Origin of the sequence: Maribellus luteus, assembly GCF_003576475.1 — a bacterium.
Classification (GTDB): Bacteria; Bacteroidota; Bacteroidia; order Bacteroidales; family Prolixibacteraceae; genus Draconibacterium; species Draconibacterium luteum.
Map to the genome: position 1 here is coordinate 17,651 of NZ_QWGR01000015.1, position 25,445 is coordinate 43,095.

Annotated in this window: 13 protein-coding genes; 2 read left to right on the forward strand and 11 right to left on the reverse strand. The window is 43.4% G+C overall.

The features are described 5' to 3' along the window. Positions 1–140: 140 nt before the first annotated feature. From D1614_RS19120 to D1614_RS19165, 10 genes are all read right to left on the reverse strand, one after another. A complete protein-coding gene (locus D1614_RS19120; RefSeq protein ID WP_119439589.1) occupies positions 141–1,349 on the reverse strand; it encodes a tyrosine-type recombinase/integrase in 1,209 nt (402 codons plus the stop codon). Between the two features lie 417 nt (positions 1,350–1,766). Next, positions 1,767–3,290, reverse strand: a complete 1,524-nt coding sequence (locus tag D1614_RS19125; protein WP_119439590.1) for an alpha-L-fucosidase — start codon at positions 3,288–3,290, stop codon at positions 1,767–1,769. Positions 3,291–3,308: 18 nt separating this feature from the next. Further along, complete coding sequence (locus D1614_RS19130; protein WP_206610085.1) at positions 3,309–5,393, reverse strand: glycoside hydrolase family 2 protein; 2,085 nt, start codon at positions 5,391–5,393, stop codon at positions 3,309–3,311. Positions 5,394–5,446: 53 nt separating this feature from the next. Next, positions 5,447–6,586 (reverse strand): glycoside hydrolase family 88/105 protein, encoded by a 1,140-nt coding sequence (locus D1614_RS19135; protein ID WP_119439592.1) that lies wholly within the window; start codon positions 6,584–6,586, stop codon positions 5,447–5,449. A 218-nt stretch (positions 6,587–6,804) separates the two neighbouring features. Further along, positions 6,805–10,866: a hybrid sensor histidine kinase/response regulator transcription factor gene (locus D1614_RS19140; protein WP_119439652.1), complete on the reverse strand. Its 4,062-nt coding sequence runs from the start codon at positions 10,864–10,866 to the stop codon at positions 6,805–6,807. Positions 10,867–11,149: 283 nt separating this feature from the next. Beyond that, entirely contained in the window at positions 11,150–12,352 is a 1,203-nt protein-coding gene (locus D1614_RS19145; protein ID WP_119439593.1) for an Ig-like domain-containing protein, read from the reverse strand. A gap of 31 nt (positions 12,353–12,383) precedes the next feature. Beyond that, positions 12,384–14,351 (reverse strand): RagB/SusD family nutrient uptake outer membrane protein, encoded by a 1,968-nt coding sequence (locus D1614_RS19150; protein ID WP_119439594.1) that lies wholly within the window; start codon positions 14,349–14,351, stop codon positions 12,384–12,386. A 64-nt stretch (positions 14,352–14,415) separates the two neighbouring features. Continuing rightward, positions 14,416–17,592 carry a SusC/RagA family TonB-linked outer membrane protein gene (locus D1614_RS19155; protein ID WP_119439595.1) on the reverse strand — a complete coding sequence of 1,059 codons (3,177 nt, stop codon included), beginning with the start codon at positions 17,590–17,592 and terminating at the stop codon, positions 14,416–14,418. A gap of 213 nt (positions 17,593–17,805) precedes the next feature. Continuing rightward, entirely contained in the window at positions 17,806–18,714 is a 909-nt protein-coding gene (locus D1614_RS19160; RefSeq protein WP_162304572.1) for a DUF5106 domain-containing protein, read from the reverse strand. Between the two features lie 279 nt (positions 18,715–18,993). Further along, positions 18,994–22,119: an FISUMP domain-containing protein gene (locus D1614_RS19165; RefSeq protein WP_119439597.1), complete on the reverse strand. Its 3,126-nt coding sequence runs from the start codon at positions 22,117–22,119 to the stop codon at positions 18,994–18,996. Positions 22,120–22,619: 500 nt separating this feature from the next. On the opposite strand from D1614_RS19165, the gene D1614_RS19175 reads away from it, so the two are divergent. Together D1614_RS19175 and D1614_RS19180 are read left to right on the forward strand one after the other, a co-directional pair. Then, positions 22,620–23,900, forward strand: coding sequence for a sensor histidine kinase (locus tag D1614_RS19175; protein ID WP_119439599.1), 1,281 nt, complete (start codon positions 22,620–22,622; stop codon positions 23,898–23,900). Further along, positions 23,893–24,543, forward strand: a complete 651-nt coding sequence (locus D1614_RS19180) for a response regulator transcription factor (RefSeq protein ID WP_119439600.1) — start codon at positions 23,893–23,895, stop codon at positions 24,541–24,543. Before D1614_RS19175 ends, D1614_RS19180 begins: the two co-directional genes overlap by 8 nt. 440 nt (positions 24,544–24,983) lie before the next feature. Here the strand turns inward: D1614_RS19180 and D1614_RS19185 are convergent, their stop codons facing one another. Then, positions 24,984–25,439: an ATP synthase subunit C-like protein gene (locus D1614_RS19185; RefSeq protein ID WP_119439601.1), complete on the reverse strand. Its 456-nt coding sequence runs from the start codon at positions 25,437–25,439 to the stop codon at positions 24,984–24,986. Positions 25,440–25,445 lie beyond the last annotated feature (6 nt).

The following is a 25,445-nucleotide window of genomic DNA, read 5'->3' on the forward strand; positions in this document are numbered from 1 at the left end:
AACTTATGAGGGCTCAGTATCTTTGTATATTAAATATTTATTATGATACATAACAAGGTAACAATTCCTCAGAAAACAGGAAATCCTATATATGCAAAATAATGAAATGTTGAAAACTTATTGTTTATCAACAGCACATACTACCAGAAACTTCTGAGCGCCTCCTCTCCTGCTTGCTCATATTTTTGCAGAGTAGCTATTGTCTGTGCCGTGATCCTGGCGATCAAGTGCAGCGGTTTACCAGCATTTAGACTATGAGTAATAAATATGCGTCTGGCCATGTGGGAAGAAATAAACTCATGCATAGGCTTCTCTATTTCAATATCTTTCGTTCCTGACTTTCTTTGTAGAAGAGCGACACGATTGAGCTTTGCAAACTTAGCAAGTTCTTTTAATCTTCTGTTATGATACTGACTACTAACCGTTGGTAATTTATATTCATATTTAGAAAGTATTGATAAAGCATCATCGTTCAATGGAATCTTAGTCAACTTATATCCCTTCTTCTGCCTTATGGTCCAGAAACCATCAGATACACTACTTAAACTTAATTTATTTATATCTGAGATGCGCTGGCCAGTCACACATTGAAACAAGAATATGTCACGAGTACCTTCAAGATCTGCAGGAATCTTAGCCTCACGGAGCAGAGCCAGTTCCTTCTCCGTTAAAATTGGTTGATCATGTTTCGGAGCTGTTGTAAATTTAAATGCAAGAGCAGGATGGGATGGATCAAGATCGCGAAGAACAGCCTTCACCATCTTCACTTTTATGAGTATAGTATCATTTCTTCTACCTTTACTGATCATACCGTCACGAAGTCTTTCAAAAGTGGAAACATCCCACTGGTCTATACGGAGATGGCCCAGATGGTAATCATTGAGGATATTTTTACAGCTTGTGTAGTGCCTAATCCGTCCGTCACTAAAAACAGATTTTTTCTTATCAATGTATGCCTGTATTGCTTCGTTGATGGTAGGAGGTAACTTCTGAGGACTGATCTGTCTCATTAATTCTTCTGCACTGAGTGATTTCCCAAGATAAAAACCTCCCTTCGCTTGGCTAATTATATTCTGCACCCTCAGCCTGATATCTTCTTCTGGAACTATATTCGAACCAAATAATTGTCTTAAATATCCAGTCACACGCTCATCAATAAGCCGAAGCTGATCGTTTAAGTCCCTGGCCTCTTCTCCTCTTCCCCGAACTCGCTGTATTTCCTTATTCCATGCTTCCGTATGCACTTTCAAACCAGTTGAGAGTCTTATCTGCTGCTTTTCATACGTAAATTTTATATATATCACACTTTCCTTTAGCCCAGGGCTCTTCAAATTAAAGTTAACTTTCATTATATCTGATGTTTACAATTTAGCACCTATGGTGCTTTACGGTGCTAAATATACAAACAAACTATGACCCCATACATTTATGAATATACAAATTACTAACATTCAATCAACAACATTAGCACCTTTGGATAGATTAGCATATTCGAATCCCGGTGGGATCACCAAAAGCCGCATAAACAGCGGCTTTTTTCATTATTGGGGAATGAATGAGGGAACAGAAATCATAATATAAGCTTGTTTTCTATCATCTCTTCTCTCTGTATGGATAGCTACAAAAACGTTGAACCTTCAAAATACAGCATCAATCATCGGATATGATCAAAAAAATAAAAAGCGCTTAAAGTCAATTACCTTAAGCGCTTTTTGAGTGAAAATCCGGGACCGTTCTTATGGTTACGATCAACTGAATGTTCCGGTTTATGTTATTGCTTTTTGATAATCCGCTTTTGACCCGCGGTCAACCTCTTTCAGCTTAATTTTAATAACAAACGGCTCTTTTTTGTTTGATACTTTTCGCGGAATTACAATGTCGTAATAATAACTTCCGTATTTATCCCGGCCACCGTCGGCTACAATGGCTTCTTGTTTTCCGGAAATAAATTCGGCATGTTCAATTACAAAAATCATGTCCTTTGTTTTGCTTCTCGGAACCTTCACCCGAACTCTGTCGTTCATCGGTTTGTTAAATACAGTAAGGTAAATAGATTCACCTTTTTGTGTTGAATATCCCCAATCTTGTTTTTCCAGAACCGAATTGTGAACGCCGTAAACAGCTTCGCGGTTAACATCCATCCACTCTCCTACTCCCTTGGCAATTTTTGTTTCTTCTGTGCGAATATTTCCTTCGCCATCGGGGCCAAAGTTTATAACAAAGTTCCCATTCAGTGAATTGGCTTTCACAGTCATTTCAATCAAATCGTACGGAGTTTTTACATACGACAGCGACCAATCGCGGTGATAGCCCCACTGGTTTTCCGGAATGGTCATTACGCAATCCCAGTCAAATCCTTTTGTATCTTCCAAGGTTGAAGGCAGACTTCGTTCGTAGCGCTGGTCGTAATCGTCGATCAGGTCGCCATTGGCATCCACATGTCTGTTTCCCAATTCATCCGACCGAAAGCGGCTTCCGATTATCAGCCCCGGATGTTTGGCTCTGAGCTCCATTCCCAGGGTATCAACCCAGGCCGCATTTTTTACCCAGGCAACATCCCACGATCCATCGAACCAAAGACCTTTCATGGCCGGATAATTATCCACCAGTTCCAAAAGCTGGTTACGGGTAAACGATTTAAAATCTTCGTAGCGTTCTTCCTGTTCTTCTGTTTCAAACGGGTTGTAATCGCCACCCGACTGGAATGTTTCCTTTATTTTAGGCGAGTTAATATTTCCTCCCGAATAATATCCCGGATGGCTCCAGTCGATAATCGAGAAATACAGGTAAACATCAATTCCTTCAGCCGTGTAGGCATCAACCAGTTCTTTTACAATGTCTTTTTTATATGGAGTATTGGCGATGGTATAATCGGTATATTTACTGGGCCACATGCAAAAGCCATCGTGGTGCTTGGTCGTAAAAATCATGTACCTCGCTCCCATTTCTTTGGCTTGTTTTGCCCACTCTTTAGCATCGAAATTTACCGGATTAAACTGTTTGTACAGGTTATCGTACTCTTCGTGTGTAATTAATCCCGAGGTTCTGAACCATTCGGCCGCATAGGTAGTCGTTTTCCCGTTCCACTGACCGCCCGGGATCGCATAAACACCCCAGTGAATAAATTGTCCGAGACCATATTCGCGCCATTTTTGCATGGCCGCATCATTGCGCTTCCCTTCCCTATGGGCGCCATGTTTCAAAGCAATTCGCTCTTTGTTTCTTTCCTGGGCAAATCCTGAAAACATAAAAAAGCAGAGCAGCGTCGTAATTAATAAGTTCTTCTTCATTATGATAATTTTTATTGTTTATAGTCCGATATGTTCTTCTGTTTTTTTCTTGGGCGGCGAATAGTTGTTCAGCAGTTTATTGTCTTCCGAATAATCCCAAACAATCTTATCGTCGTACGAAATACCCTTAGTTCCCGCTTTTGCTTCGATAATATTTTCACCTTCTTTTAATTCAACTCCCTCAAAAATATAATGTACGGGGGTAGTCCCCTGCCGGTAATGAGTTATTTCTACACCATTTACAAAAAGCCGGGGAACACCAATGTTGGAATAAACCGTTACCGGGGTGGTTTTATTGACGCGTTTAACAGCTCTTCGTTGTGTTAAATAAAGTACCGGTTCTTTGCTCCAGTTGGCTTTGTACCAGTAAAACGGATCTTTTTTGACTTCCCTGTCGAAGGTTACCAGACCTTTCATATTGCGGGCTTCCACACCGCCCTGCGTATTTACCGGAGTGGCAAAGTCGAACATATTCCACACATAAGAAGCGAGTAAATACGGATGTTGGGCAATAACCCCCCACTGAATTTCGTGAAATTTGGTGGCAAAGGTTTCCGGGTAAAACTGGGAGAAATAACGCCCAAACTCGCCCACCATTTCTTCTTGCTGGTAAATATTGGCTTCAGCTCCGTATTCTGAAAATATAATTTTATGATCCGGGAATTCCTGTTCCATTCCTTTAACCCAATTTTCGATGTCACCTATCTCTCCGCCGTACCAGCCAAAATAATGGTTAATCCCCTGAATGTCGGCATTCAGGTTCGATGCCTGATCCACGGCCTGATGGCCATTTACCGAAACCGTATAACGCGATGGATCTTCTGATTTTGCCAGATCGTTAAGCTCTGTTGTTAAAGCCACCGTGTAATTGTAGGGCGTATAAACTTCGTTGTGCAGGCCCCACACATAAATAGACGGATGGTTGTAATTCTGACGTATCAATTCGGTTAATTGTTGTTTTGCATTATCAGCTTCTTCGGTACTTACCCTGTTTACAAAAGGTATTTCGGCCCATACAATAAACCCCATGCTGTCGCATTTCGAATAAATATATTCTGCCTGCTGATAGTGCGCAAAACGGATGGTGGTGGCCCCTATTTCCCTGATCATTTGCAAATCGGTTTCGTGCTCCAGATTGCTTAGTGCACTTCCTTTTTGCCACCAGTCCTGGTGACGGCAAACACCGTACATCGGCACTTTTTTGCCGTTCAGGTACATCCCGTCGTTGTTTTTCAGTTCAAAATGCCTCAAGCCCAAGGGCTGTACAATTTCATCAATAACTTCGCCTTCCGAAAGAATTTGAACGACTGTTTTATACAGATGCGGATCTTCGAGCCCCTGCCACAAGTGCGGCTTTTTTATGCTAAAATGCTGTTCGAAAACCTGGCGTCCTTGCGGCAAAACACGAACCGGCAAGCTGTATTCAGCCTTTTTATCCCCGTTCTGTTCATACAAAGTAGTAAGGATTGTTACCTCTTTCGTCTCTTTGTTTTTGTTTTCGAGCTTTGTTTTGATTGTTACATCGGCCGATTTTGACGTTACATTTTTTTGAGAAATATACACCCCCGGCGAAGCGTAATCTGTTACGGCAATGTTTACCTTGTCGGTAATTATCAGTTCTACAGGACGGTAAATTCCGCCATAAACTCCAAAAAGTGTGTGGTTTATTGGAATCACATCGGGACGCGATGCGTTATCCACCTTTACGATTATCTCGTTGGGTTCGCCCGGTTTTAGTAAAGTCGATATTTCGATCGCAAAAGCGCCGTAGCCGCCTTTGTGTTTTCCGGCAATTGAATTGTTTACATACACTTCGGCAACTGCCGCCACGCCCTGAAACCTTAAAAAGAAACGTTTTTCACGGAAGTTGGCATCGGGAGTATATTGCTTTTTATAGTAGGCCGCGCCTGCGTAAAAAATATTCTTTTTTACCTGCATGTCTTCTGCATTCCAGGTATGAGGGACGCTCACCTGCTGCCATTCCTCGTCAAAAGTTTTCGGAAAGTTTTCGGCTTTCTTAAACAACCAGTTATCGTTAAATGAAATTACCTCGCGCGCACCAAGCGGAGATGCAAAAAACATCCCGGCAAAAGCGAGGCTCATTACCATTCTTTTTATGAAAGATGAACTTAGCATAGCTATTGAATTTTTCTGAATTAATCAACCAATTTGTAGACTTCTGACCCTGCCAGCAAAAATGCACCGGCGCCATAAACCGCTGTCATATCCTTTGTTACCGATTTCGGATCGGCGCCAATAGGCTGCACCCAGCCCAGTTTCCCTTCGTCGTCGACCATTGCCGTTAGTGCGCTCCACGATTTCATTAAGCCGGGGAGGTAAATGTCTTTGTCGAAATAGCCCTCATTAATTCCATAGGCAAGTGCATAGGTAATCAAGGCTGTGGCACTTGCTTCGGGTGCCGGGTAGCTTTCGGGATCAAGCAAACTGGCATGCCAAGCACCACTTGTGTCAGCCAGTTCAACCAGGCGCGAAACATGTTCGTGCAGTAAATCCTCGTAAAAGCTGCGATAGGGCGAATCAGCCGGCAAGGTTTTCAGAATCTTCACCGTACCTGCGGCTACCCATCCGTTTCCCCGGCCCCAAAATATTTTTTCTCCGTTTTGCTCGCGCTTTTCAAAGTAGCTTTTATCCCTGAAAAACAAGCTTTCCTCTTTATCATACAGGGCGTCATAGGTTCGCTTGAATTCGGTGTCCATAAACGCCAGGTATTTTTCATCTCCTGTTATCGAAGCCATGCGGGCATAAACGGGCGGTGCCATAAACAAGGCGTCACACCACGACCACCACTTTTTTCCTTGCAGTTCTTCGTGAAAGTTTGACATGACCCAGTCCAGCCTTTGCTGCGTAGGGATTCTCATGCTTTCGTCGTTATGTTTTTGGGACATTTCCAGAAACATTTGTCCGATGCAAAACTCATCGGCATGATACAAACTGTAAACCGGCATGTCAACAAAGTTTTCGGGGAGTTTCCACTGGCACTCTGAACCAATCTTGTTCAGCCAGCTGTAATATACCGAACTACTATCGGACATTTTGGCCCACTCTTCCACCCCGGTTAAAAAAACGGCATTGGTCCAGGCATCAATCCCGTAATCGTGCAAATATCCGGGGCTACCTTCAGTTGCATAATCAAAATGACTTATTTGCCAGTCTGCTACTTTTTTCATCACGTCTTTAACCAACGCTTTCTGCGGATGGCTTGACTTGGAAGAAGTACAGGCAGTTATCGAAAAAATGATAACCAGAAAAAACAGCGAAATATTAAAATGTTTCATTGTCAATAAATTAATATCGGCACGATGAAGCAACGGTTAAACGGCTTGTGCAGTATAACAAGGGTTGATCAGCGCCTTTCTCAAAAAAGTTGTCCGGCACAAAAATATTTTTGGCCCCCATGTGGCTATTACTCTTTTGACTCTTTCTTTTATCATTTTGATGCACATTCCTGTCTACGAGCTCTTTTCCGGCATAAACAACCGAAAAGGGAAACCGATTATCCGGATGTATGAGGTTTGTGTTTTTGTGCAAAAGCAGTGGGTGTTTGTCCAAATTCCTTTTTAAACGCATTGGTAAAATAAGGCTGACTCTCGATTCCTACTTTTTCCATAACCTGCCGCATGCTTAAATCTTCTTCAATTATGATTCGGGCGGCTTTGCGCAACCTGTAATTCAGAATAAACTCCACGATCGATTTGTCGGTCATTGTTTTAATTTTCCGGTAGAGTTTACTTCTGCTCATCGATAATTCTGAGGCAATAAAGTTAACATCAAGACCAGACTGGTCGATGTGGTCGTCAATAATACTCACAAAGTCACTGAGAAACTTGTTATCCCGTTCGTTGGATGATAATTCGGCACTGTCGGCAAAAAAGTTGCGCGCATAAAACTCTTTTAGGTGCTGACGTTGTTTAAATATGTTTTGAATACTGATCTTCAACAGTTCAAAATCCACCGGTTTTTCAAAGTACAAATCGGCTCCCGAATCTACGCCTTCAATTTTGCTTTCGAGCCCTGTTTTGGCGGTAAGCAACACCACGGGGATATGCGAAGTCTCCACATTTTCCTTTATTTCGCGGCTTAGTGTTACTCCGTCTTTCCGGGGCATCATAATATCGCTGATCACCAGGTCGATCATTTTCGAAGCCAGTATTCCGGAGGCTTCTACCCCATCCCCGGCTTCCAACACTTCAAAATCACTTGCCAGGTAGTCGGCAATCATATTTCGCAGGTCCTCGTTGTCTTCCACCAGAAGAATACGCCTTCGGTCTTCCTGCATTCCCTGCATTATGTCCTCTTCCAGCAAATCATTTACAGAAGCGCTGTCGTCTTCTTCCGAATCCTCTTCGGCGGGTATTTCGCTGGTGGGTAAAAAACAATCATTCGGATATATTGATTGATCTACCGGAAGCGAAATAACAATGTCGGTTCCCTTATCCGGTTCACTGTAAATCGTAATTTCTCCCCGGTGCAATGCAACCAGGCTTTTTACAAGAGCCAGGCCAATTCCTGTTCCCAGCTGTGAGTCGAAGTGTTGGGCATTTATTTTATAAAACCTCTCGAATACCTTGGGCAGCATTTCTTTGGAAATACCAATTCCGGTGTCACGGAAAACCAGCTGGATTACACTGATGGGCAACTCCCTGTTATTTACCTTGTAACTGCTTGGATACGGCGAAATAAAAGGCTTGTCACCGCTGTGTATTTCTACTGAAATCTGCCCGTTATCGCGGGTCGATTTGAACCCGTTGTTCAGCAGGTTCATAATAATCTTTTCAAGAATGTTTTTATCAATCCACACAGGCACCGGCAAATGAGGGTTGCCTGTAATTTTAAAATCAATGTTTCTTTGTTGGGCGTAATCGGTGAAACCCGATGCTACTTCCTCCACCAATTTATTCGGATCGAGCGCCTGAAGTTCGAGTTTCATTTTGCCGCTTTCTACGGTGCGAAAATCCATGAGTTCGTTTACCAGGTTCAGCAGGCGCTGTGCATTGCCATTTAAAATGCGGTAGTAATACTCTTTTAAACCTTCGCGCCTGAGTTTGCCGAGTGCCGCTATTATCAGCGACAACGGGGTTTTAAAATCGTGCGAGATATTGGTAAAGAAACGGAGTTGTGCCTCGTAAATCTCCTTGTTTTTTTGCTTTTCAACATTTTCGAGATAAAGCTGTATTTTTAGTTTTTTCTTATCCGAAATGTATTTTACGATGAGTGCCACTACCACCAAAAACAAGATCATATAAAGAATATAGGCCGGCCAGCTGAACCAGGGAGCCGCTTTTCGTATCACATTTATTCGCTCGGGAGTATCGTTCCATACTCCGTCGTTGTTGGCTGCCACAACTTCAAAAGAATAAGACCCCGGGGGTACTTTTGCATACATTGCTGCCCGGTTAGAGGCATCCACTTCAATCCAGCGGTTATCGTAACCATGCAGACGGTATTTAAAACGTGTTTTTTCGGGTATCAGGTAATTATCGGAAGAAAAACGGAAACCAAAATTGGTTTGATTGTATTTTAAGGTAACTACCGGAACGCTATCCTTGCTGGCAGAATTCCGGTTCAGGGCAGAAGAAGTATGATCGACTAAAAAATCGGAGATGATTACCTGGGGCGGATTCTGGTTTAAAGTAATGGCTTTGGGATCGACAATGGTAAAACCATTTGTACCTCCAAAATACAGGTTTCCGTCCTTCCCTTTCATTGCTGCGAGCGGATAATAAACATCTCCCTGCACTCCATCGTGTTTATCGTAGCGCGAATACGTCTGCCCCGAAATATTGTAGCGGATCAAGCCGTTGTCGGTTCCGAGCCAGAGGCTTCCCTCGTTGTCGTAACAGATATTAAAAACCGAAAAGATGCCGTATTTTTCCATGTCATTGAAAACGGAGAACGTCTCCGATCGCGGATCGTATTTTAAAAGCCCGTTGCTTAACGTGCCAATCCACAGGTTGCCGGAATCGTCGAGACAAAAGGTACGGAAGTTCATAAATGAAGAATCAGGAGGAGCAATTTCTTTTACTTCGCGTTTTTTTACATTAAAAAGAAAAATCCGGTTACTGCTGATCATCCACAACTGGTTTTCACCTTCTCTCAGCATATCAAAAATGTAGTTCTCGTTGTTTTCTTCGCCAAATTCAAAGTGGGTTATACTTTCATCGCTAAACGAGAGGTAAGAAACTACCTGCTTGCGAAGCTGATAATTGATCCACAAGCCGGAATCACTTTCAAGTACCAGTTTTCGTATGTTGTTTGAGAGTATCGTTTTTTTATCTTTGGCCCTGAAATGTTTGAAATGCCCGCTATCGAGGTTGTATTTATCCACACCACCTGAATACATTCCAATCCACAAATTCCGGTTCTTGTCGATTACCATCGACTTCACATTGTTGTGCGACAGGCTGTTTTCAGCATTCTGATGAGAGAAGTAAGAAAATTCACCGCTGCTTTTCTCCATCCTGTTTATTCCCCCGCCTTCGGTAGCGATCCATAAAAAACGATCATCGGAAGTAAAAGCGCTTACCGGAATATGATTCAGTTTTCCGGGTTGAGGGGCATATGATTTGAAAGGATTTTTTTCGTCGAGGTTTACGTAGCAAACCTGCCCGGCATACGTGCCTATCCAGATATCTTTATTGAAGTCTTCGTAAATGCTCCATACCGAGTTATTGGGGATGCTGAATTTATCGGTTCTTGAGTGACTGAAATGACGGAATTCCCTATCCTCCGGATTCATGACATATATGCCGTTCAGGGCCCCAAACCACAGCATTCCGGTTTTATCGATGTGAAAGGTCCTTATCATTTTCACATCCAGTTTTTTGTAAATATCGATGTGGTCTTCCACCGTAAAAGTGGCCAGATCAATCCGGTATAAACCATAGGAATTAACAAGTACCCATAGTTTTCCTTTGTGTGCTTTTGCTTCAAGGATAAACCCGTCGCTATCGGGCATGGTCATGCACTGCGAGAAACCGCCGGTAGTATAGTTGTACCTGTAAATCCGTCCATAATTACTGGAAACATATAAATCGTCGTTATAGGGGCAAAAAACGGCACCAATATAAGGTAGTTTCTTCCCATCATACAAAGGAGTTTCAAGGTTTTTATCTTGGAGGTTTAAAATGCTCCAGGTATTGTCGCTTCTGATCCAGGTGTTGTTTCGGTTGTCCACTTTTACTTTCTGTATATTCCCTTTCCGTTCAAGGTGAAAAGTATCGAACGGGCGTTTGTACAAATACAAACCGTTGTTGGTGGTTACAAACAGGTTTCCCGAAGCATCCACGTCTATATCATTGAACTCCCACTCTTTGGTTTTATCTGTTTGAGCAAACTTCCCGTAATAACGTTTGTACTCGTAGCCATCAAAGCGGTAAAGCTCGTTTTCCATCAGTACCCATATAAAACCATCTTTATCCTGCTGAATGGATTTGACACCGTCGTAATAAAATCCTCCTTCGGGCGACATCGTGCGAAAACGATAGTCAACCTTTGCCTGAATTCCCGACGCATGCAGGAAAGCCAAAAGAATAATGATTAAATATCTCCTGATCATGGTATAACTGAGTTGTTTCAACAAGGAACATTTGGTATTTCGAAGCAGCGGAGAACTTCTATTTTTCCTGGCAGGCAGGCTTAACGCTCCATCGGCTTCCTTTTCGTCCTGTTTTGGTTTTCCAAGTTTTAGAATATAAACAGATTGCAAAAGTAGGATTCATCCAGTTTTAGCGGCTGTCAAAACTCATAAATCTAAATTTTGGACGGGCTGCTGTTTCGAGGTAATCTATAAAAAAATTGCCCGGGAAAGCTCCCGGGCAGTTTTTCATAGTGAGTTAGAATTATTCAACAATTATTTTTCCCAATCCAAATTCGGCAATTTGCATGGTACTTCCGCTACCAGTGTTCCACGAAGTAAGCTCCACTTTCACATAACGGTAATTAAACCCTGCAGGTGCTTGCGTTAAGGGTTCCGGTAAATCTACCAGCGGAATACGATAAACGTTTTCATCCTTTCCGTTTTGTGCGTTCGCGCCCGTATTGGGGATTTCAACATTCTCTTTTAATACTGTCCACGACGAGGCATCGTTACTACCGGAGATAGTAAACGTATAGGGGCGCAGGAATGCCAACGTATTGGTGGTGCGGTGCTGCCAGATTACATAATCGAAGTTTTGAGCCGATTGCAAATCAACTGTAAAATAAACTTCTGTGTAGGTAGTTCCATCATAGTCACCGTACTTTTTCCCCGGTTTAACCATCGACAGGAAAGTAGCCTGATTTAAGTCCAGTATGTCTTCCGGTTTTCCTGTAGTACCGTCAGTCACATAATCATTTCCGTCGTAATAGCTTACTGAAGTTGAAACTGTCCATCCGGTGCGTTCAATATCAATTTCACGTTTTACCAGGTTGAGTACGGTAATATTGCAATCGCGCGAAATGTTGCTGCCGTCAGCAGTTGTTACCGTTACCGTGGCATTACCCACTCCCACCGGAGTAATAATACCTTCGGAACTTACTGTAACCACGTTGGTGTTTGACGACATATAAGTCACCGATTTGTCCCAGGTATCAGCCGGTGTGATGGTGATGTGGTCGGCCAGGTTAAAAGTAGCCCCGCCAATTTTTAATTCAACATTGCTGGCTTCAGCAGAAACAGAAATGCCGGTGGCTTTTACCATGTGGTCGGTAATGTTAACCCGGTACGAAGTCTGAACACCCGAACCGTCAGTGGCTTGCACCATAATGGTATCAAACCCGATGGCTTTGGGAGTTAGCAATCCTTCGGCACTTATGGTCAGCATCTCCGGATTTTTATTGGAGTAAACAACTCCTTTTTCAGAAGCATTTTGGGGCATAATAAAAGGGGTCAGTTGTAAGGTCTCGTTGTCTTTCAACGAAATCTGCATATTGTTGTCCACGTATTCAGCCTGTAATAAGGTTACGGCGGCTACCTTTATTTCATCGTCTTCTGTACACGACGAGAAAGCCAGTCCGAAAGCCAACAGCAGAACAGTTAGTTTTTGATAATGTATTGCTTTCATATTATTTCTTATATCCTAATGTTTTGGTTATTTATCTCTCAATATCTTCCCAGCCGGGCGATTGTGTCAGGTTCTTGTTCAAGGTAAGCTGATCGAACGGAACGGGCCAGTAGTAGCGTTTTTCGCTCCAGGGCAATGTGCCGTCGGTTAACCTTGAATCACGCGGATAGGCAATCAGGAATCCGTCTCCGTCAACCCACACTTCTTTACCGATGGTTGCTTTTTTGGCCGTCCAGGTGGCAGGTGTGGTAGCAGCCTCATGCGACCCATCGTACATAGCTTGTTTTTCGGAAGTAAATTTCATACCTCTGAGCGGAACCGTTAATAATTTTCCGGCTTTCCAACGCATTAAGTCTTCGTAACGCTGTCCTTCCAAAACCATTTCCACTCTTCGTTCCCTGCGGATTTCGCGAATAAGCGGCGACACCGGGTAATCCAGTTTTTCGGCATAAATTCTATCCAGACGCGGGTCATCCGGCAAATTCGAAATATTGAGTTTTGAATTTGGATATGTATTGAAATCAAAACCGGCTCTTTCTCTCAGTTTATTGATGGTTCTGTCGGCATCTTCCTGGCTAAATGTACCCAGCTCGGCTTTTGCTTCGGCCAGCATCAGTAACACTTCGCCGTAGCGGAACATTACGGCAGTTTGCGTACCGTTGGTTACAGCATTGTACTCTTCGAAATCGCACACCCAATGTTTGCAAAACAAATAACCGGTTACGGTTGAACCGTTTGCACGGGCGTAGTTGTAGGCAATGGCCGGATAGTTGACACCGTACTTTTCAACATTCATATCGCCAGCTCCTGCCGGAGAAATGGTTTGGAATTCGCCCGGGCGCGCTACGGTTTGACGCAAACGCGGATCCCTGTTCTCCAACTCGGTCCACAAGCCATCGTATCCCAGGAAATGAGGGTTTTTCTCATAATTGCCTTCAGAGCCTCCGGTATAAATCGGACGTCCGTCAATACACAGGTATTCGTCAATTAAACCTCTTGTGGCACCTTTGCTGTAACGTCCTCCTGCACCACCGTTGTTTTGGTCGAAATAACGCTGCGTAGCATGGCCCAGTTTATCGCCGTCGTAAACACGCGCCAGTATGGCTTCGGTGTTGCCATCGGCAGATGGGGTCTTTTGAAAGCTAAACATTTTCCAATACGGATCGGTACCGGCATTGTACAACTCGTAACGTCCGCTGGCGATAATCTCCTCGCAGGCAGTTACACACTCCTGCAAAAACTTATTGGCGCTCGACTCAAGGCCCAACTCAGTATGGTATTTGCGGAACGTTCCTTCAAAAAGACAAATCCGGGCTTTCAGGAAATTGGCCATGTCGCGGTTGATACGGCCGTCAGGATTTCCACCTTCTTTGATATTTTCCACGGCATAGTTAATGCTCCAAAGCACGGAGTCCATCAATTCGGCACGGGGAGTGCGCGGAGCATACAACTCTTCCGAATCCACGTTCAAGTCGGTCACATACCACGGAACTTCACCGAAAATTACCACTTTGTTATAATAATCCCATGCCTTGAAGAAGTATGCTTCGGCAGCCCATTTGTTCAATTCGTCGGGGCTGGTTACCGAGCCTTCCGCCATGCGGTAGTTACGCAGAAAATAGTTGATCTTTCTCAGGCTCGACCAGCTCCATCCCTCGTTTGAACCGCTTTGCGGAACAATGTACGATTCATTTAAACGGCTGCTTGAGTTCCCCGTTTTTACCATATTGTCCGAAAACAAATCTTTGTAAATAATCGGGCTTCCCTGTACATCGTAAAAAGGAGCTACGCGGCTGTACGCCCAGCCATTTTGATGGCCAACAATGTAATCGTTGTAAACCTGGTTCAAAAACAAGGGTAAATCGCCCTCATTCTTCAGGAAGGCACCTTCGGCCAGTTCCTGAATTGGATCTTGCTGCAGAAAATCGTCGTTACACGAGCTAAACAGTATACCTCCTGCCAGGCAAAGTGCAACTATATAATATTTTAGATTCTTCATCTTTTTTTGTTATTAATAATTCGAAAATTGAATCCGATACAATTTGTTATTCAATTTAACCCTGTTAGAAGCCCACCTGTACACCAAATGATACTGTTCTTTTGGCCGGATAAGAATCTGAGATTTGATCAGGATCAAAAACACCCGGAATATCCGTGATTTCAAACAGGTTGTAACCGGCAACGTGGAAACGCAACCTGTCAACACCTAGTTTCTTAGTTAATTCCTGTGGCAAAGTGTATCCCAGCATTACCTGTTTCAACCGCAAATAAGCACCGTTAAGCAGGTAAGCAGTTTGTGTGCTCACCCCTGAGGTGTACATCGGGAATTTGGCATCGGTGCGTTCGGGTGTCCACGAACGGTCGTACATCCATTGCGAACCGGCGCCGCCGCCCCAGTATGCCGAACTTCCTGTCCAGATATCACGTTTGGCAACTCCCTGGAAGAATACGCTAAAATCAAGTCCTTTATAAGCAACATTACCTGTTGCACTGTAGCGGTAGCGGGGAGTGCTGTTACCAATTATGCGAAGGTCACCTGAATCTTCAACGGTTGAATTTCCATTACTGATTTTACCGTCGCTATTGATATCGCGGTACCAGATGTAACCCGGGTAAAGGTTTCCTGTGTGGTATGGACCATTAAAAATATAGCCGGTTCCCGATTCTTTTTTCACCAGGTCTTCTTCCTGCAAAATACCACCTGTTGTATAGCCCCAGATCGCACCGGTGTAGGCACCGTCGTACAGGTAGCTGATGTTTTTGCTCGGGTTGGCTGCATAATGTTCCACTTTTGTTCTTGAATCGTACACCGAAAGCTCCACTCCGTAACGCAAGCCGTTTTTCAGCTGCTCGTTCCATTTTAAAGCCAATTCCCATCCGTAGGCTTTAATCGCTCCCGAATTCTCAAGCGGAGCACTGGCACCAAGTACCGAAGGATAAGCTACGTTACCATTGGTGAGGATATCTGTGGTTTTGCGCTCAAAAATATCCAGGTTCATGTTCAGTTTGTTGTCAACAAATCCGGCATCGAGACCAAAGTTGGTAGTAGCAGCTTTTTCCCAGGTTAAGGTTGGCGCTACCAGTCCCGGAGCATTAACAGTTGATACGTACACGCCATCGATGATCATGCCGGCGCTGCCCGAGTCCATCGTTGCCTGGTAAGGATAGTAACCGCCCGGCTGGCTACCCAGTTTCCCCCACGAAGCTCTTACTTTCAGGTTGGTAAGCCAGTTTTTGGTACCTGCCATAAAAGCTTCCTCGGTAATACGCCATCCCAAAGAGAACGAAGGGAAGAAGAAATAACGCTCGTTAGGCGTAAAGCGCGAGCTACCATCGTAGCGGCCATTCATTTCCACCAGGTAGCGTTCTTTATAATTGTAGCCAACACGGCCAAAAACGGCACGGCCTGTACGTTTCTGAGCTCCTGTTCCAAGCGTATGAAGTGTGATGTCTTCGGCTGCATCCGGATTTTGGATGTCAGGAGAAAACAAGCCTCTCATGTTACCGGTCAATGATCCGTAAGTAACACTCTCCTGGCTAAAACCGGCAATGGCCGAAACATTATGTACCCCTGCAAATGTTTTGTTAAAATCGGCATAGGTGTTTAACAAATAAGTGTCGACCGAACTTCGGGTTAAAGTGGCCCTGTTGTCCTGTGCCTCTGACTGTTCAGAAACCGGATTTGTCCAGCTGATGGTAATGTATTCGTGCTGCGGACTATGGCGGTTGTATACCGTAGTTTGTGGCAGGTACGATAAATCGGCCTTTAATTTCAAGGTTTTCGGGATCACAATAATCTCGGGCGAAATGGCCAGCGATGTTGACGTAGAAATAGAACTGGTTTTGGCACCGTAGGTTAACCAGGCCAGAATATTATCGGTATAAGCACCGGGAATCGGATCGTTGGGTCCGGTTTTGATCGGCATGTTTATGTTTTTGCCCGTTTCGTTGCGCATGGCTCCCCACAGGTTTCCTTTGCCTCCAACAAGGTAAGGAGCATCGTAGCTGGTTTTGTTGTAATTGAATTTTGCTTCAACATTAAACCAGTTTTTAATTTTTGCATTCACGCGTGCACTTGCATTGTAGCGCTTATATTCATCGGTATTAATGCTGTACATTCCTTCCTGGTTTTGGTAGCCAAGCGACACATAGTAAGAAATCCTGTCGGTACCATCGGTAAAACTCAGGTTGTGTTTTTTAGTGGGTGTCCAGTTTCTGACAACGGTTTTATAGGGATTCATATTCCCCACCCATATAATCGAATTTCCGTCCATGTAATAAGCATTCTCGGGAATAGGATTGTCGAGGTACTTTTGCATGGCTTCCAGCTTTTTCATATCGGCATCGCCAACCGAACCACCTGTCCATACTGTCTTGTCCATTCCGGCTTTTTGAATGGTGTACGAATCGAGGATGTCGGGCATGGCCGACGGAGTGTCCCAGGAAATGTCGTAGCTGTAGCTGATTTTTCCTTCCTGGTTGAATTTGCCGGTTTTGGTGGTAATCAGAATCACCCCAAACGTAGCTTTTGTTCCGTAAATGGCAGCTGCCGAAGCATCCTTAATAACACTCATACTTTCAATGTCGTTGGGATTCATTTGATTGAGCAACGAAGCTGTCATTTCAATACCATCGACCAGAATGAGCGGAGAACCTGAGGTTACCACGTATTTTCCATCACTGTAAGTCATGGATGTTCCTCCCCTGATGTTAAACGAAGGAGTTGCATTGGGAGAACCGCTGCTGATGTTCACATTCAGGTTGGGTACTACGCCCTGCAGTGCCTGTCCAATGTTGGCAACCGGTTTATTCTCGAAAGTTTCGGCGGTAACACTACTCACAGCACCGGTTACGTTTACTTTCTTCTGGGTACCAAAGCCCACCACTACCACTTCTTCGATGTTTTGTACATCATCTTCGAGCGTAACTGTGATGGAGCTTCTTCCATTTACGTCTACAGTTTGTTTTAGATAGCCAATCAACGAAAAATCAAGTTTCGCGTCAGGAGCAACCTGTTCCAGCGAGAACTTGCCATCGATATTGGTTACCGTTCCTATGGTTGTCCCCTGGATAACCACGTTAGCTCCGATAAGCGGTTCGTTGTTTTTGTCTTTCACCAAACCACTTACTCCCTGAGCCTGCGAAAACAGCGTCAGCGAAACCAATAGAAAGAATAGAATAGCAGACGTCTGTTTTGGAGTTAAGAACTTCTCCAAAAAGATCTTGTTAGGTTTTTTCATGTCATAACAATGTTTAGTAAATTAATAATGCATATGATTGTTGCAATATTAGTGTAGGGGCATTTTTTCGATTTACTCAAATTGTGATTTGTTTTACTCTCCTTACTCTATATGTTCGCGCGGAGATTCCCAAGCCACAGATTTGCAATCTATTGCAATATTCGGATGTATTTTAGTGTCTTTGGAATGGCAGTATTAATTGTCCAATGGTTACTATTTCTGATTGTTCAGGTAGGATTCAATAACCGAAGCCGGTGCATCTTTTAGCAACACCATTTTGTCCGCATCCAAAAGATAAAGCGACGGAATGGCACGCAGATCAAAAAGCTCTTCTTTCCATATCCGGGTGTTTTTGTCGTAGCCGTTAATCCAGGTTGCAGGAATATCGTCACAATACTTTCTCCAGGCGCTTACGTCTTCATCGGGATAGATGGCAATAAGTGTTAGTTCTTTTTCAGACAAAGCACTATTTATAACCTGCGATTGTTTTAGAAATGCAAGGGTTTCTTCGCAGGCATGACACCCCGGGTTATAGAAAAGCAAAAGCGTGTACGGAGTGTGGCTGTCGTAAATACGCCCGGTTTTACCTGAAGCAAGCGTGTAAACCACATCCGTAACCTTGGTCCCTATCGTGTTTTTGAGCAACGACTGTTTTTCGCGTTTAGCCCTTTCTTTCTCCGCCCGGGTAGCTTTGGGCGAAGCAATGAGAGCATTCAGTACTGCCAAATAGTAATCGTCGTTTCGAAAGGGTGAATCAGGATGATACAGGTAATCTTTCAACACTATGGCAAAGTAGCTGAACATGGGTTGGCTGGCTTGTGTTTTTTCAACAAAGTTGTACCACGATGCATCGGAAATCTTTTGGCTGGCCATGGCCAAAACCTGTAAATAGCTTGCCATTGCTTTATTCAACACGGCAGGTTGTGTTAGAAATACGGTGTCCTGAAAATTGAAATTATCCCAATAATGCGTGGCAAGGTAGTTTATTTTATCACTTTGAGGAATGATTTCCGGAATGGTGATTTTGGGAAAATTCTTCTCGTGCTGGGCAAAAACTGTCTTTACTCCGATAAAAAAACAGCAAATCCCCATCAAGAAACTTAGAATACGATTTTTCCACATTTTACTCATTGTACTCGCGAATATAGTTTTTTCAAAATTGTCAGACGTTGTGCAAAGCTTTTGGAAACGACTGGCTGAAAAGCGCCGGTATTGCTTTAAAACTGTATCGTTCTCTCTTTCGTCAAAAACACTTTTCGGCAGGTTATCAGTTACTTTCGATTATTTCTACTTCTTCGCTTTCACGCAATTAAAGAATACAAGAACAGCCCTCCAAAGTAAGGAAGGCTTACTTCCATTACTTCTTCAGGCTGTTTTTTAGCTTTTCTTACGATCTGCTTTTTAGCGTATTATAACTTTCGTTTGCTGTGATTGATTTTCTGACTCGTATTTTATGATGTAAATACCCGAGGTTGCGATGCTCACTTGTTCTTTGGTCTGCCTGGCTACCTTTTCCTGAATCTTTTGTCCGGTAATACTGTACACCCCGATCGTAGTATTTTGGGGTAAAGAACTGTTTTCAATATAAAAAGCCTGACCAACACTTGCCGGGTTTGGGTAAACCCTCAAATCTGCCCCGCGTTTAATCTCCGACGAAGAGGTTACGTCCCCGGCATCGCGTACACAACGGATGGAACCATAGTGGCGTGAATTCCGGTTTTTGCGATCCATTGACAGAGAAGAAGCGGTAAAAACCTGGTGGTACCACACTGACGAAGGATCAAAGAAACTGGCTTTATTTCCCTTTTCATCTCCCTGTTCGTAAGCCGAAGTAGTGGTGCTGTAAACCCCTGCCGGCAAAATATTAAATCCCACCTGTTTTCTCAGCTCATCGGTTCCTTTAGAGCCAAGAGCTCCTTTCCACCATAGTCCGTCAGTTTCGTTATCCTGGTCGCCACCACAAACCAAACACGAGCTTACCTGATCTTCATCCAGTTTGTATTCCTCTCTTATTGCTTCGTACAAATCCACCCAATCCCGGCTGGTAGCTACTCTCCAGCCCTCGGGACACCAGCTGCTTGCCAGTTCACTCATGGCGTAAGTAACATACATTCTGCCGAAAACTTCACCGGCCGGATCTTTTTCGGTTTCAGGATAAACACTGAGCACATATTTGGGCATGTTCGGATCAGACGGATTGTTGATACGTTCGTCGGCATAGTTCAGGTTTTCAGTAAACCAGTCGAGCGCTCCGTATTTTTTATAGGAATATGCTTTTCCGTCGCGCGCATCGGTAATCGTTCCGGTTGAAGTCGAATAATCGCAGTATTTTTTACGGGCCTGTACCCAATCCACATCGTTTTGAGCCAAATCGTCATCGGGCGTTGCTTCTCCAATCAAAGGCAGTGGGCACCAATCGGGCAAATCCTGCCCCGATACCTTGATTATTTCACTTACCGGATGTGGTAAATCAACCATTTTGCCTGCTTCTACGGCTTCCTCTGTTTTTGTATTCAGTATGTCTTTGTCGTAGTCGGAACTTAACCTGATTCCCCATTGGTTAAAGAACTCGCGCAGATCGTAACCGCTTATTTTTGAAGCTTTCCATATCAGGTAGCGGCGTCTTTCATTTTCCGACCCACCAACTGTTCCTTCCTCGCGCGTTACCCGGTGCAGTTTCTTGTAAAAATCGTCACCAAAAATCAGGAACAATTGTTCCCAGGGCATAAAGCGCAGTTCGTCGCGGTTAAAGCCGATAATTGCCTCCAGGCTGCTATCATCCATATCATATATACGTTCTTCCACCGGCAAACTCAGGTAAGTACTCTGTGCCTGTTGCCATCTTTCGGCAGTGGTTCTGTTGTACGCAAGGTTTCCTTTTTGGTGCTGAATGTAGCGTTCCACAAAATAGGAGTAAATATTAACTGTCGATTCGGTTGATTTATTGATCTGATACGCCGGCTGCTGATGTTGGTGTCCAACTTCATGTCCCATCATCCACGAACGATCCCATATTCCGGTGTTAGTAAGGTACCTGCCAACGCTTGATGCCGGATAGCCTGTGTAACCGGCGGAACTTGCGTGTGGACTTGAGCTTTCATTTTCGGTAAACAGGTAACGAACCTCGCCGGCTTTTAAACGGTGGTGAACCGGGTTTTCATCTTCGTTATCCAAGCCACTTATTTCATCTTCTTTTTCAAGTAGAGTATGAATCGTTTCCATCCATTTTTTCTTGTCTTCTTTCATCGAAATCGCAATGGCGTTTGAACGGGTGGCCCCCACAAGTGCATAATCAGAATGGAAAACAACATCCGGTGTTTCGTACTTCCCAAGCATGGAGGCAAACTCATCCTCGCCGGTAACCCCGAATACATAGCGGGGAGCGCGCACTTGTTCGCTTTCGCCGGTAAAAGTAACCTTTACCTTACCAACGGGGTCAAAATCTTTTTTGCTTGTGGTATAACTTAAATAGATTAAACCGCCCTGGTGCGCTGAACCTTCGATGGTGTTTAGCCCGGGGCTTAAACGAATTTCGGTGCGGGTATTGTTTATCAGCCCAAGGGTTCCGATGGTAACTACAGGGTATCCGTCTGCTGAAGGGATAAGCTCTTCTACATCCAGCACCAGCTTTTTGCCGGGGTACAAATAAAAGCCGGTGGGTTGTCCATCGTATTTCTTATGTCCCTGGGCCAAACGTATGCGTTCTTTTTCGGCGCTGTTGATCTGGTTTAGTTCAATTGTTGTAGGATAAGGTGTTTTTATCTCCACATCAGGAAACCCTGCATATTTAATACAACGCACATTTCCGTATTTTTCGGTTTGGGTATGCCTCAGGTTTTCATGGCTATCGTTGCCCGTTTCTGTAGTACCCGTCCAGAAGAACTGCGCGCCTTGCATGTGCATTAAGGTAGAATAGCCCAACCCTTTGTTAGTGCCGGTGTTGAAACTAACGCCGTTTGTATTAAGCCATCCTGATGGTAAAAGATTGAATTGGACCTGGTTCGTGTCCTCTGCTTTTGTCCCAAATTTCCAAACAGCATTCTCTCCTTCTGTTGTCCCTCCCCGCATATAATAAGCTGCTTTCCAAAACAGCCAGTAGTTGGTATTGTTGGCTTTCAGATCGGGCAATTCATATTCTTTGCTGATTGCATCTACCAAATCAGCCCAATCGCTTTTGGCCGGAACAGTCCAGCCTTCGGGGCAAATGTTTTCTTTTGTTTCATCCGTAGAATAATACCTTCCGAATTTTAGTCCCTCGTTGTTTGCACCTGCCGAAGGGCCGGTCACTCCAACGCTGTTTCGGGTTTGTTCATCGCTGCCGTTGTAACCATCCCAGTTCAGGTTTTGCATAAACCAATGCACATTACCATACTTTTTGTAGGCATAGGTTTTTCCGTTACGCGAATCGGTTACAACCCCATCTTTTGTCGAAAAATCATTGTCGGTTAGTACCGTTGGTATTTGAGTCTTGGCCGGAAGCCATATCGTCAAAAGGAATAAAAGAAGGAAGGAAGGAATGTTTTTCATATTCTATTGAGTTTAATTTTGATGCTGCAGCAAACAAAATAAGCGGCTAAACAGAAAATGAGATTACTCTTTTAAGTCATCATTTTATCCAAACTGACAGAAGTACTATACTTATTTCTTAACCACATGTTTATTCCCATGCAATCCTACTTATTGGCAGAAAAACCACTTGTTCAAAAATTTGCCCGCGATAAATTCGTCTTAACCTCTGGCTAATTTGTGAAAACTTGCCGAGCGGCCAGAATCGATATTGAACTTTCTTTTTTATTTCAGCGTTCATAAACTTCAGTACTGCATCATAATCTTCCAGCAAAAAGTTCGGTATTTCCCAAATCCAATTAGCGCTTCCAATAATGCAACCTGAACAGGATAAATTTGTTATTGTATTTAACATCATTTTTAGCATCTTGTACCTCTATTTTAGAAAAACTCTCGCTAAAATTGGCTGTTAGAAAAATAATTTAGCGAACTTCCGGCTTGCAAAACGAAATTCTGGTAGAATGAAGCGAAATGTAAATATTATCCTTACTGCATGGGGAGTTTTTTCCCTGCTGGCAATTCTGTTTACTTTTTCGCGGGGGGTCTCGCTTGAGAAAAAGCACACAATCATTATCGACCTGGCCGAACGCACTAAAACAGAGTTTTTTCTGTCGCAAAAATTTCATGAGAGCTTCCTGTTAACCGGCGACACGCTCTCGGTTCCGCTGCTTATTGAGCACCTAAAAATAATGGAGCAGAATTTCGACTCCATCATCCACTACATTGGGAAAGAAGCCTCGGAAGTAGATCCGCAATCGCCCGAAGGTTTTATCAGCCAGGTCCCGTCGATGCAGGATAACCTGCACGAGATAGAATCGTTTTTTAATAAGCGGGAAAATATTCAAAACACAGAAAGCCAGCACGAACTCAACAAAATGTTTGCGGCTTACAACCTGCGCTTTAAAGAGTTTGAAACAGGCCTTCAGAAATACCTTTCCGCCGAAAACAGTGACTTCAAATTCATATCCTTTCTGTTTAAACTGGGCGCTTTTGCAGCTCTGTCGGTGAGCCTTTTCTTTATCTCGAAGCTTCTGAACCGGCTGAGAATAACCGAAATAATGCTGGTAGAAAAAACGGTGGAAACAGAACAGAAAGAACGTAACCGGATTGCTGCCGATTTACACGACGACCTGGGAGCCATTCTCTCCTCGATCAACCTGTACCTGAAAATTCTGGAAGCGGAGGTAAAAGAAGGAAAGGATGTGTCGTCGCAAATAAAAAACCTTCGTCAATTGTCTGATATTTCGTTGCAACGGGTAAAGATGGCCATTAACAACCTGGAGCCTCTTTTCCTGAAAAAATACGGTTTGGTTGAATCGGTTCAGCGTATTTGCGAAAGCATGAATGACCTGGGAAAAAGCCAGTTTGAATTCGATGCCCAACACTTTAACCTGAAACTGTCGCCCAACACCGAGTTGATTATGTTTCGTGTGTTTAGCGAACTTACCAACAATGCACTGAAACATTCGCAGGCTTCGTTGGTTAGAATGACTTTAATGAGTTCAAAAAATACGGTAATTTTAAATTATACTGACGATGGTGTTGGATTCGACATGGCATCGGGCCAAAACAACGAGAAAAACAAAATAGGACTGAAGAGCATTGAAAACAGGATAGAATCGCTGGGAGGAAGCTGCCAGTTAAAAACAGCCCCCGGCAAAGGCGTAAGTATGCAACTGCGATTTAGGGTAACCAGGCAGTTTACCAAAAAACCAAGTAAAACAGTAAACGAAAATGAGTAAGATTTCCCTGATAATTGTTGACGACCACAAAATATTCCGCGACGGGCTAAAACTTTTGCTTTCCCGCTTTCCCAATGTAGAACTTATCGGAGAGGCTTCGGATGGTGCAGAGTTTCTGGACCTGCTGGAAAACAAAAAGCCCGACATTGTTTTCATGGATATCAACATGCCAAAAATAAATGGTTTGGAAGCTACCAAACTGGCACTGCAACGTTATCCTGATTTAAAAATAATTATACTCACCACTTTCCTGGAAGAAGAATACATTGAGCAAATGATAACTGCCGGCGTGGAGGGCTACATGCTGAAAAACTCGGAGCTGGATGAATTTGACAAGGCGATTAACCGGGTTTTTTACGGTGGCAACTATTTTTCCGAAGAAATTGTCGGAATGATCTTATCGAACATAAAGCGGCTTCGCACACAAAAAAAGATTTCCAACAAACACAACTTCACCCCCCGCGAAACAGAAATACTGCGACTGATTTGCAAAGGGCTAAGCAACGAGCAAATTGCTGAATCGACCTTTGTGAGCGTAAAAACAATCGAAAAACACAAAAGCATTCTCTTTCAGAAAACCAATACTCAAAACACGGTCAACCTGGTGATCTATGCGTTCAAAAACGAGTTGATTGATTTCTAGCGTTCTCTAAGTCAAGCTACCCTCTATACACATCTTCTTATTTCTGGAATTTTAGGAAAACATGAAAGATTTCTAATTATTAATGTCTGGTTAAAAATTAAGATTGCTTTCCTAACTGAACGTCAGTGATTTTTAATAAGAAACATGGAATAAGGAATAAGGAATAAGAAATCAGAAAATATTGGCTCAAATTATTCAGTTTTTCACACTTTTTTATTCGTTATTCCTTATTATTTATTTCTTATTCTCTAGCTTTTTTGAATTCATAATTGAGTGTAAATAATAGTTAAGGCAAATGAGAAAATTAAAATGCAGTTCGGCAGGCAAACTATTAACTGATGGATTTCGGCCAATAAAAAACGCATCCGAAACAGCCCCTGCACAAAAAGGAAGCTTTCGGATGCGCAAAATTCAAATCCCGTTATTCTTAGGTTTTCCTATCAGATGGATGTACTGATCAGGAAGGTAACGGCAAATGCAACAATTGCATACAATTCCGGGAATACGGCCAAAATCATGGTTTTACCAAAAACATTGTAACCAGCACCAATCCCGTCAATTCCGTTGGCGGTGATTTTTCCCTGCTGAATGGCCGAAAACAAGGCCACAAAACCAAGTGCCAAACCCGCTCCCAGAAACGCTGCACCGTGCAACATGGTAACTTCTGTTAATGTTGAAAGTTTTAAATTAAGTACGAAAAATCCGGCAAATCCATAAAGTCCCTGCGTACCCGGAAGGGCGCTCAATAACATGTAGCTACCAAACGCTTCTTCGCGTTTTTTCAATGCTCCAATGGTGGCATTACCGCCTTTCGACACGCCAATGGCACTTCCGATTCCTGAAAGCAAAACCATTAATGCCAGGCCAACATACACTAAAATATAAGCTAAATCCATAATAAT

What these genes read in the sequence shown, in the direction of transcription:
- D1614_RS19120 (WP_119439589.1), bottom strand. Translation starts at nt 1,349, where the DNA reads ATGAAAGTTAACTTTAATTTGAAGAGCCCTGGGCTAAAGGAAAGTGTG.
- D1614_RS19125 (WP_119439590.1), bottom strand. Translation starts at nt 3,290, where the DNA reads ATGAAGAAGAACTTATTAATTACGACGCTGCTCTGCTTTTTTATGTTT.
- D1614_RS19130 (WP_206610085.1), bottom strand. Translation starts at nt 5,393, where the DNA reads ATGAGCCTCGCTTTTGCCGGGATGTTTTTTGCATCTCCGCTTGGTGCG.
- D1614_RS19135 (WP_119439592.1), bottom strand. Translation starts at nt 6,586, where the DNA reads ATGAAACATTTTAATATTTCGCTGTTTTTTCTGGTTATCATTTTTTCG.
- D1614_RS19140 (WP_119439652.1), bottom strand. Translation starts at nt 10,866, where the DNA reads ATGATCAGGAGATATTTAATCATTATTCTTTTGGCTTTCCTGCATGCG.
- D1614_RS19145 (WP_119439593.1), bottom strand. Translation starts at nt 12,352, where the DNA reads ATGAAAGCAATACATTATCAAAAACTAACTGTTCTGCTGTTGGCTTTC.
- D1614_RS19150 (WP_119439594.1), bottom strand. Translation starts at nt 14,351, where the DNA reads ATGAAGAATCTAAAATATTATATAGTTGCACTTTGCCTGGCAGGAGGT.
- D1614_RS19155 (WP_119439595.1), bottom strand. Translation starts at nt 17,592, where the DNA reads ATGAAAAAACCTAACAAGATCTTTTTGGAGAAGTTCTTAACTCCAAAA.
- D1614_RS19160 (WP_162304572.1), bottom strand. Translation starts at nt 18,714, where the DNA reads ATGTGGAAAAATCGTATTCTAAGTTTCTTGATGGGGATTTGCTGTTTT.
- D1614_RS19165 (WP_119439597.1), bottom strand. Translation starts at nt 22,119, where the DNA reads ATGAAAAACATTCCTTCCTTCCTTCTTTTATTCCTTTTGACGATATGG.
- D1614_RS19175 (WP_119439599.1), top strand. Translation starts at nt 22,620, where the DNA reads ATGAAGCGAAATGTAAATATTATCCTTACTGCATGGGGAGTTTTTTCC.
- D1614_RS19180 (WP_119439600.1), top strand. Translation starts at nt 23,893, where the DNA reads ATGAGTAAGATTTCCCTGATAATTGTTGACGACCACAAAATATTCCGC.
- D1614_RS19185 (WP_119439601.1), bottom strand. Translation starts at nt 25,439, where the DNA reads ATGGATTTAGCTTATATTTTAGTGTATGTTGGCCTGGCATTAATGGTT.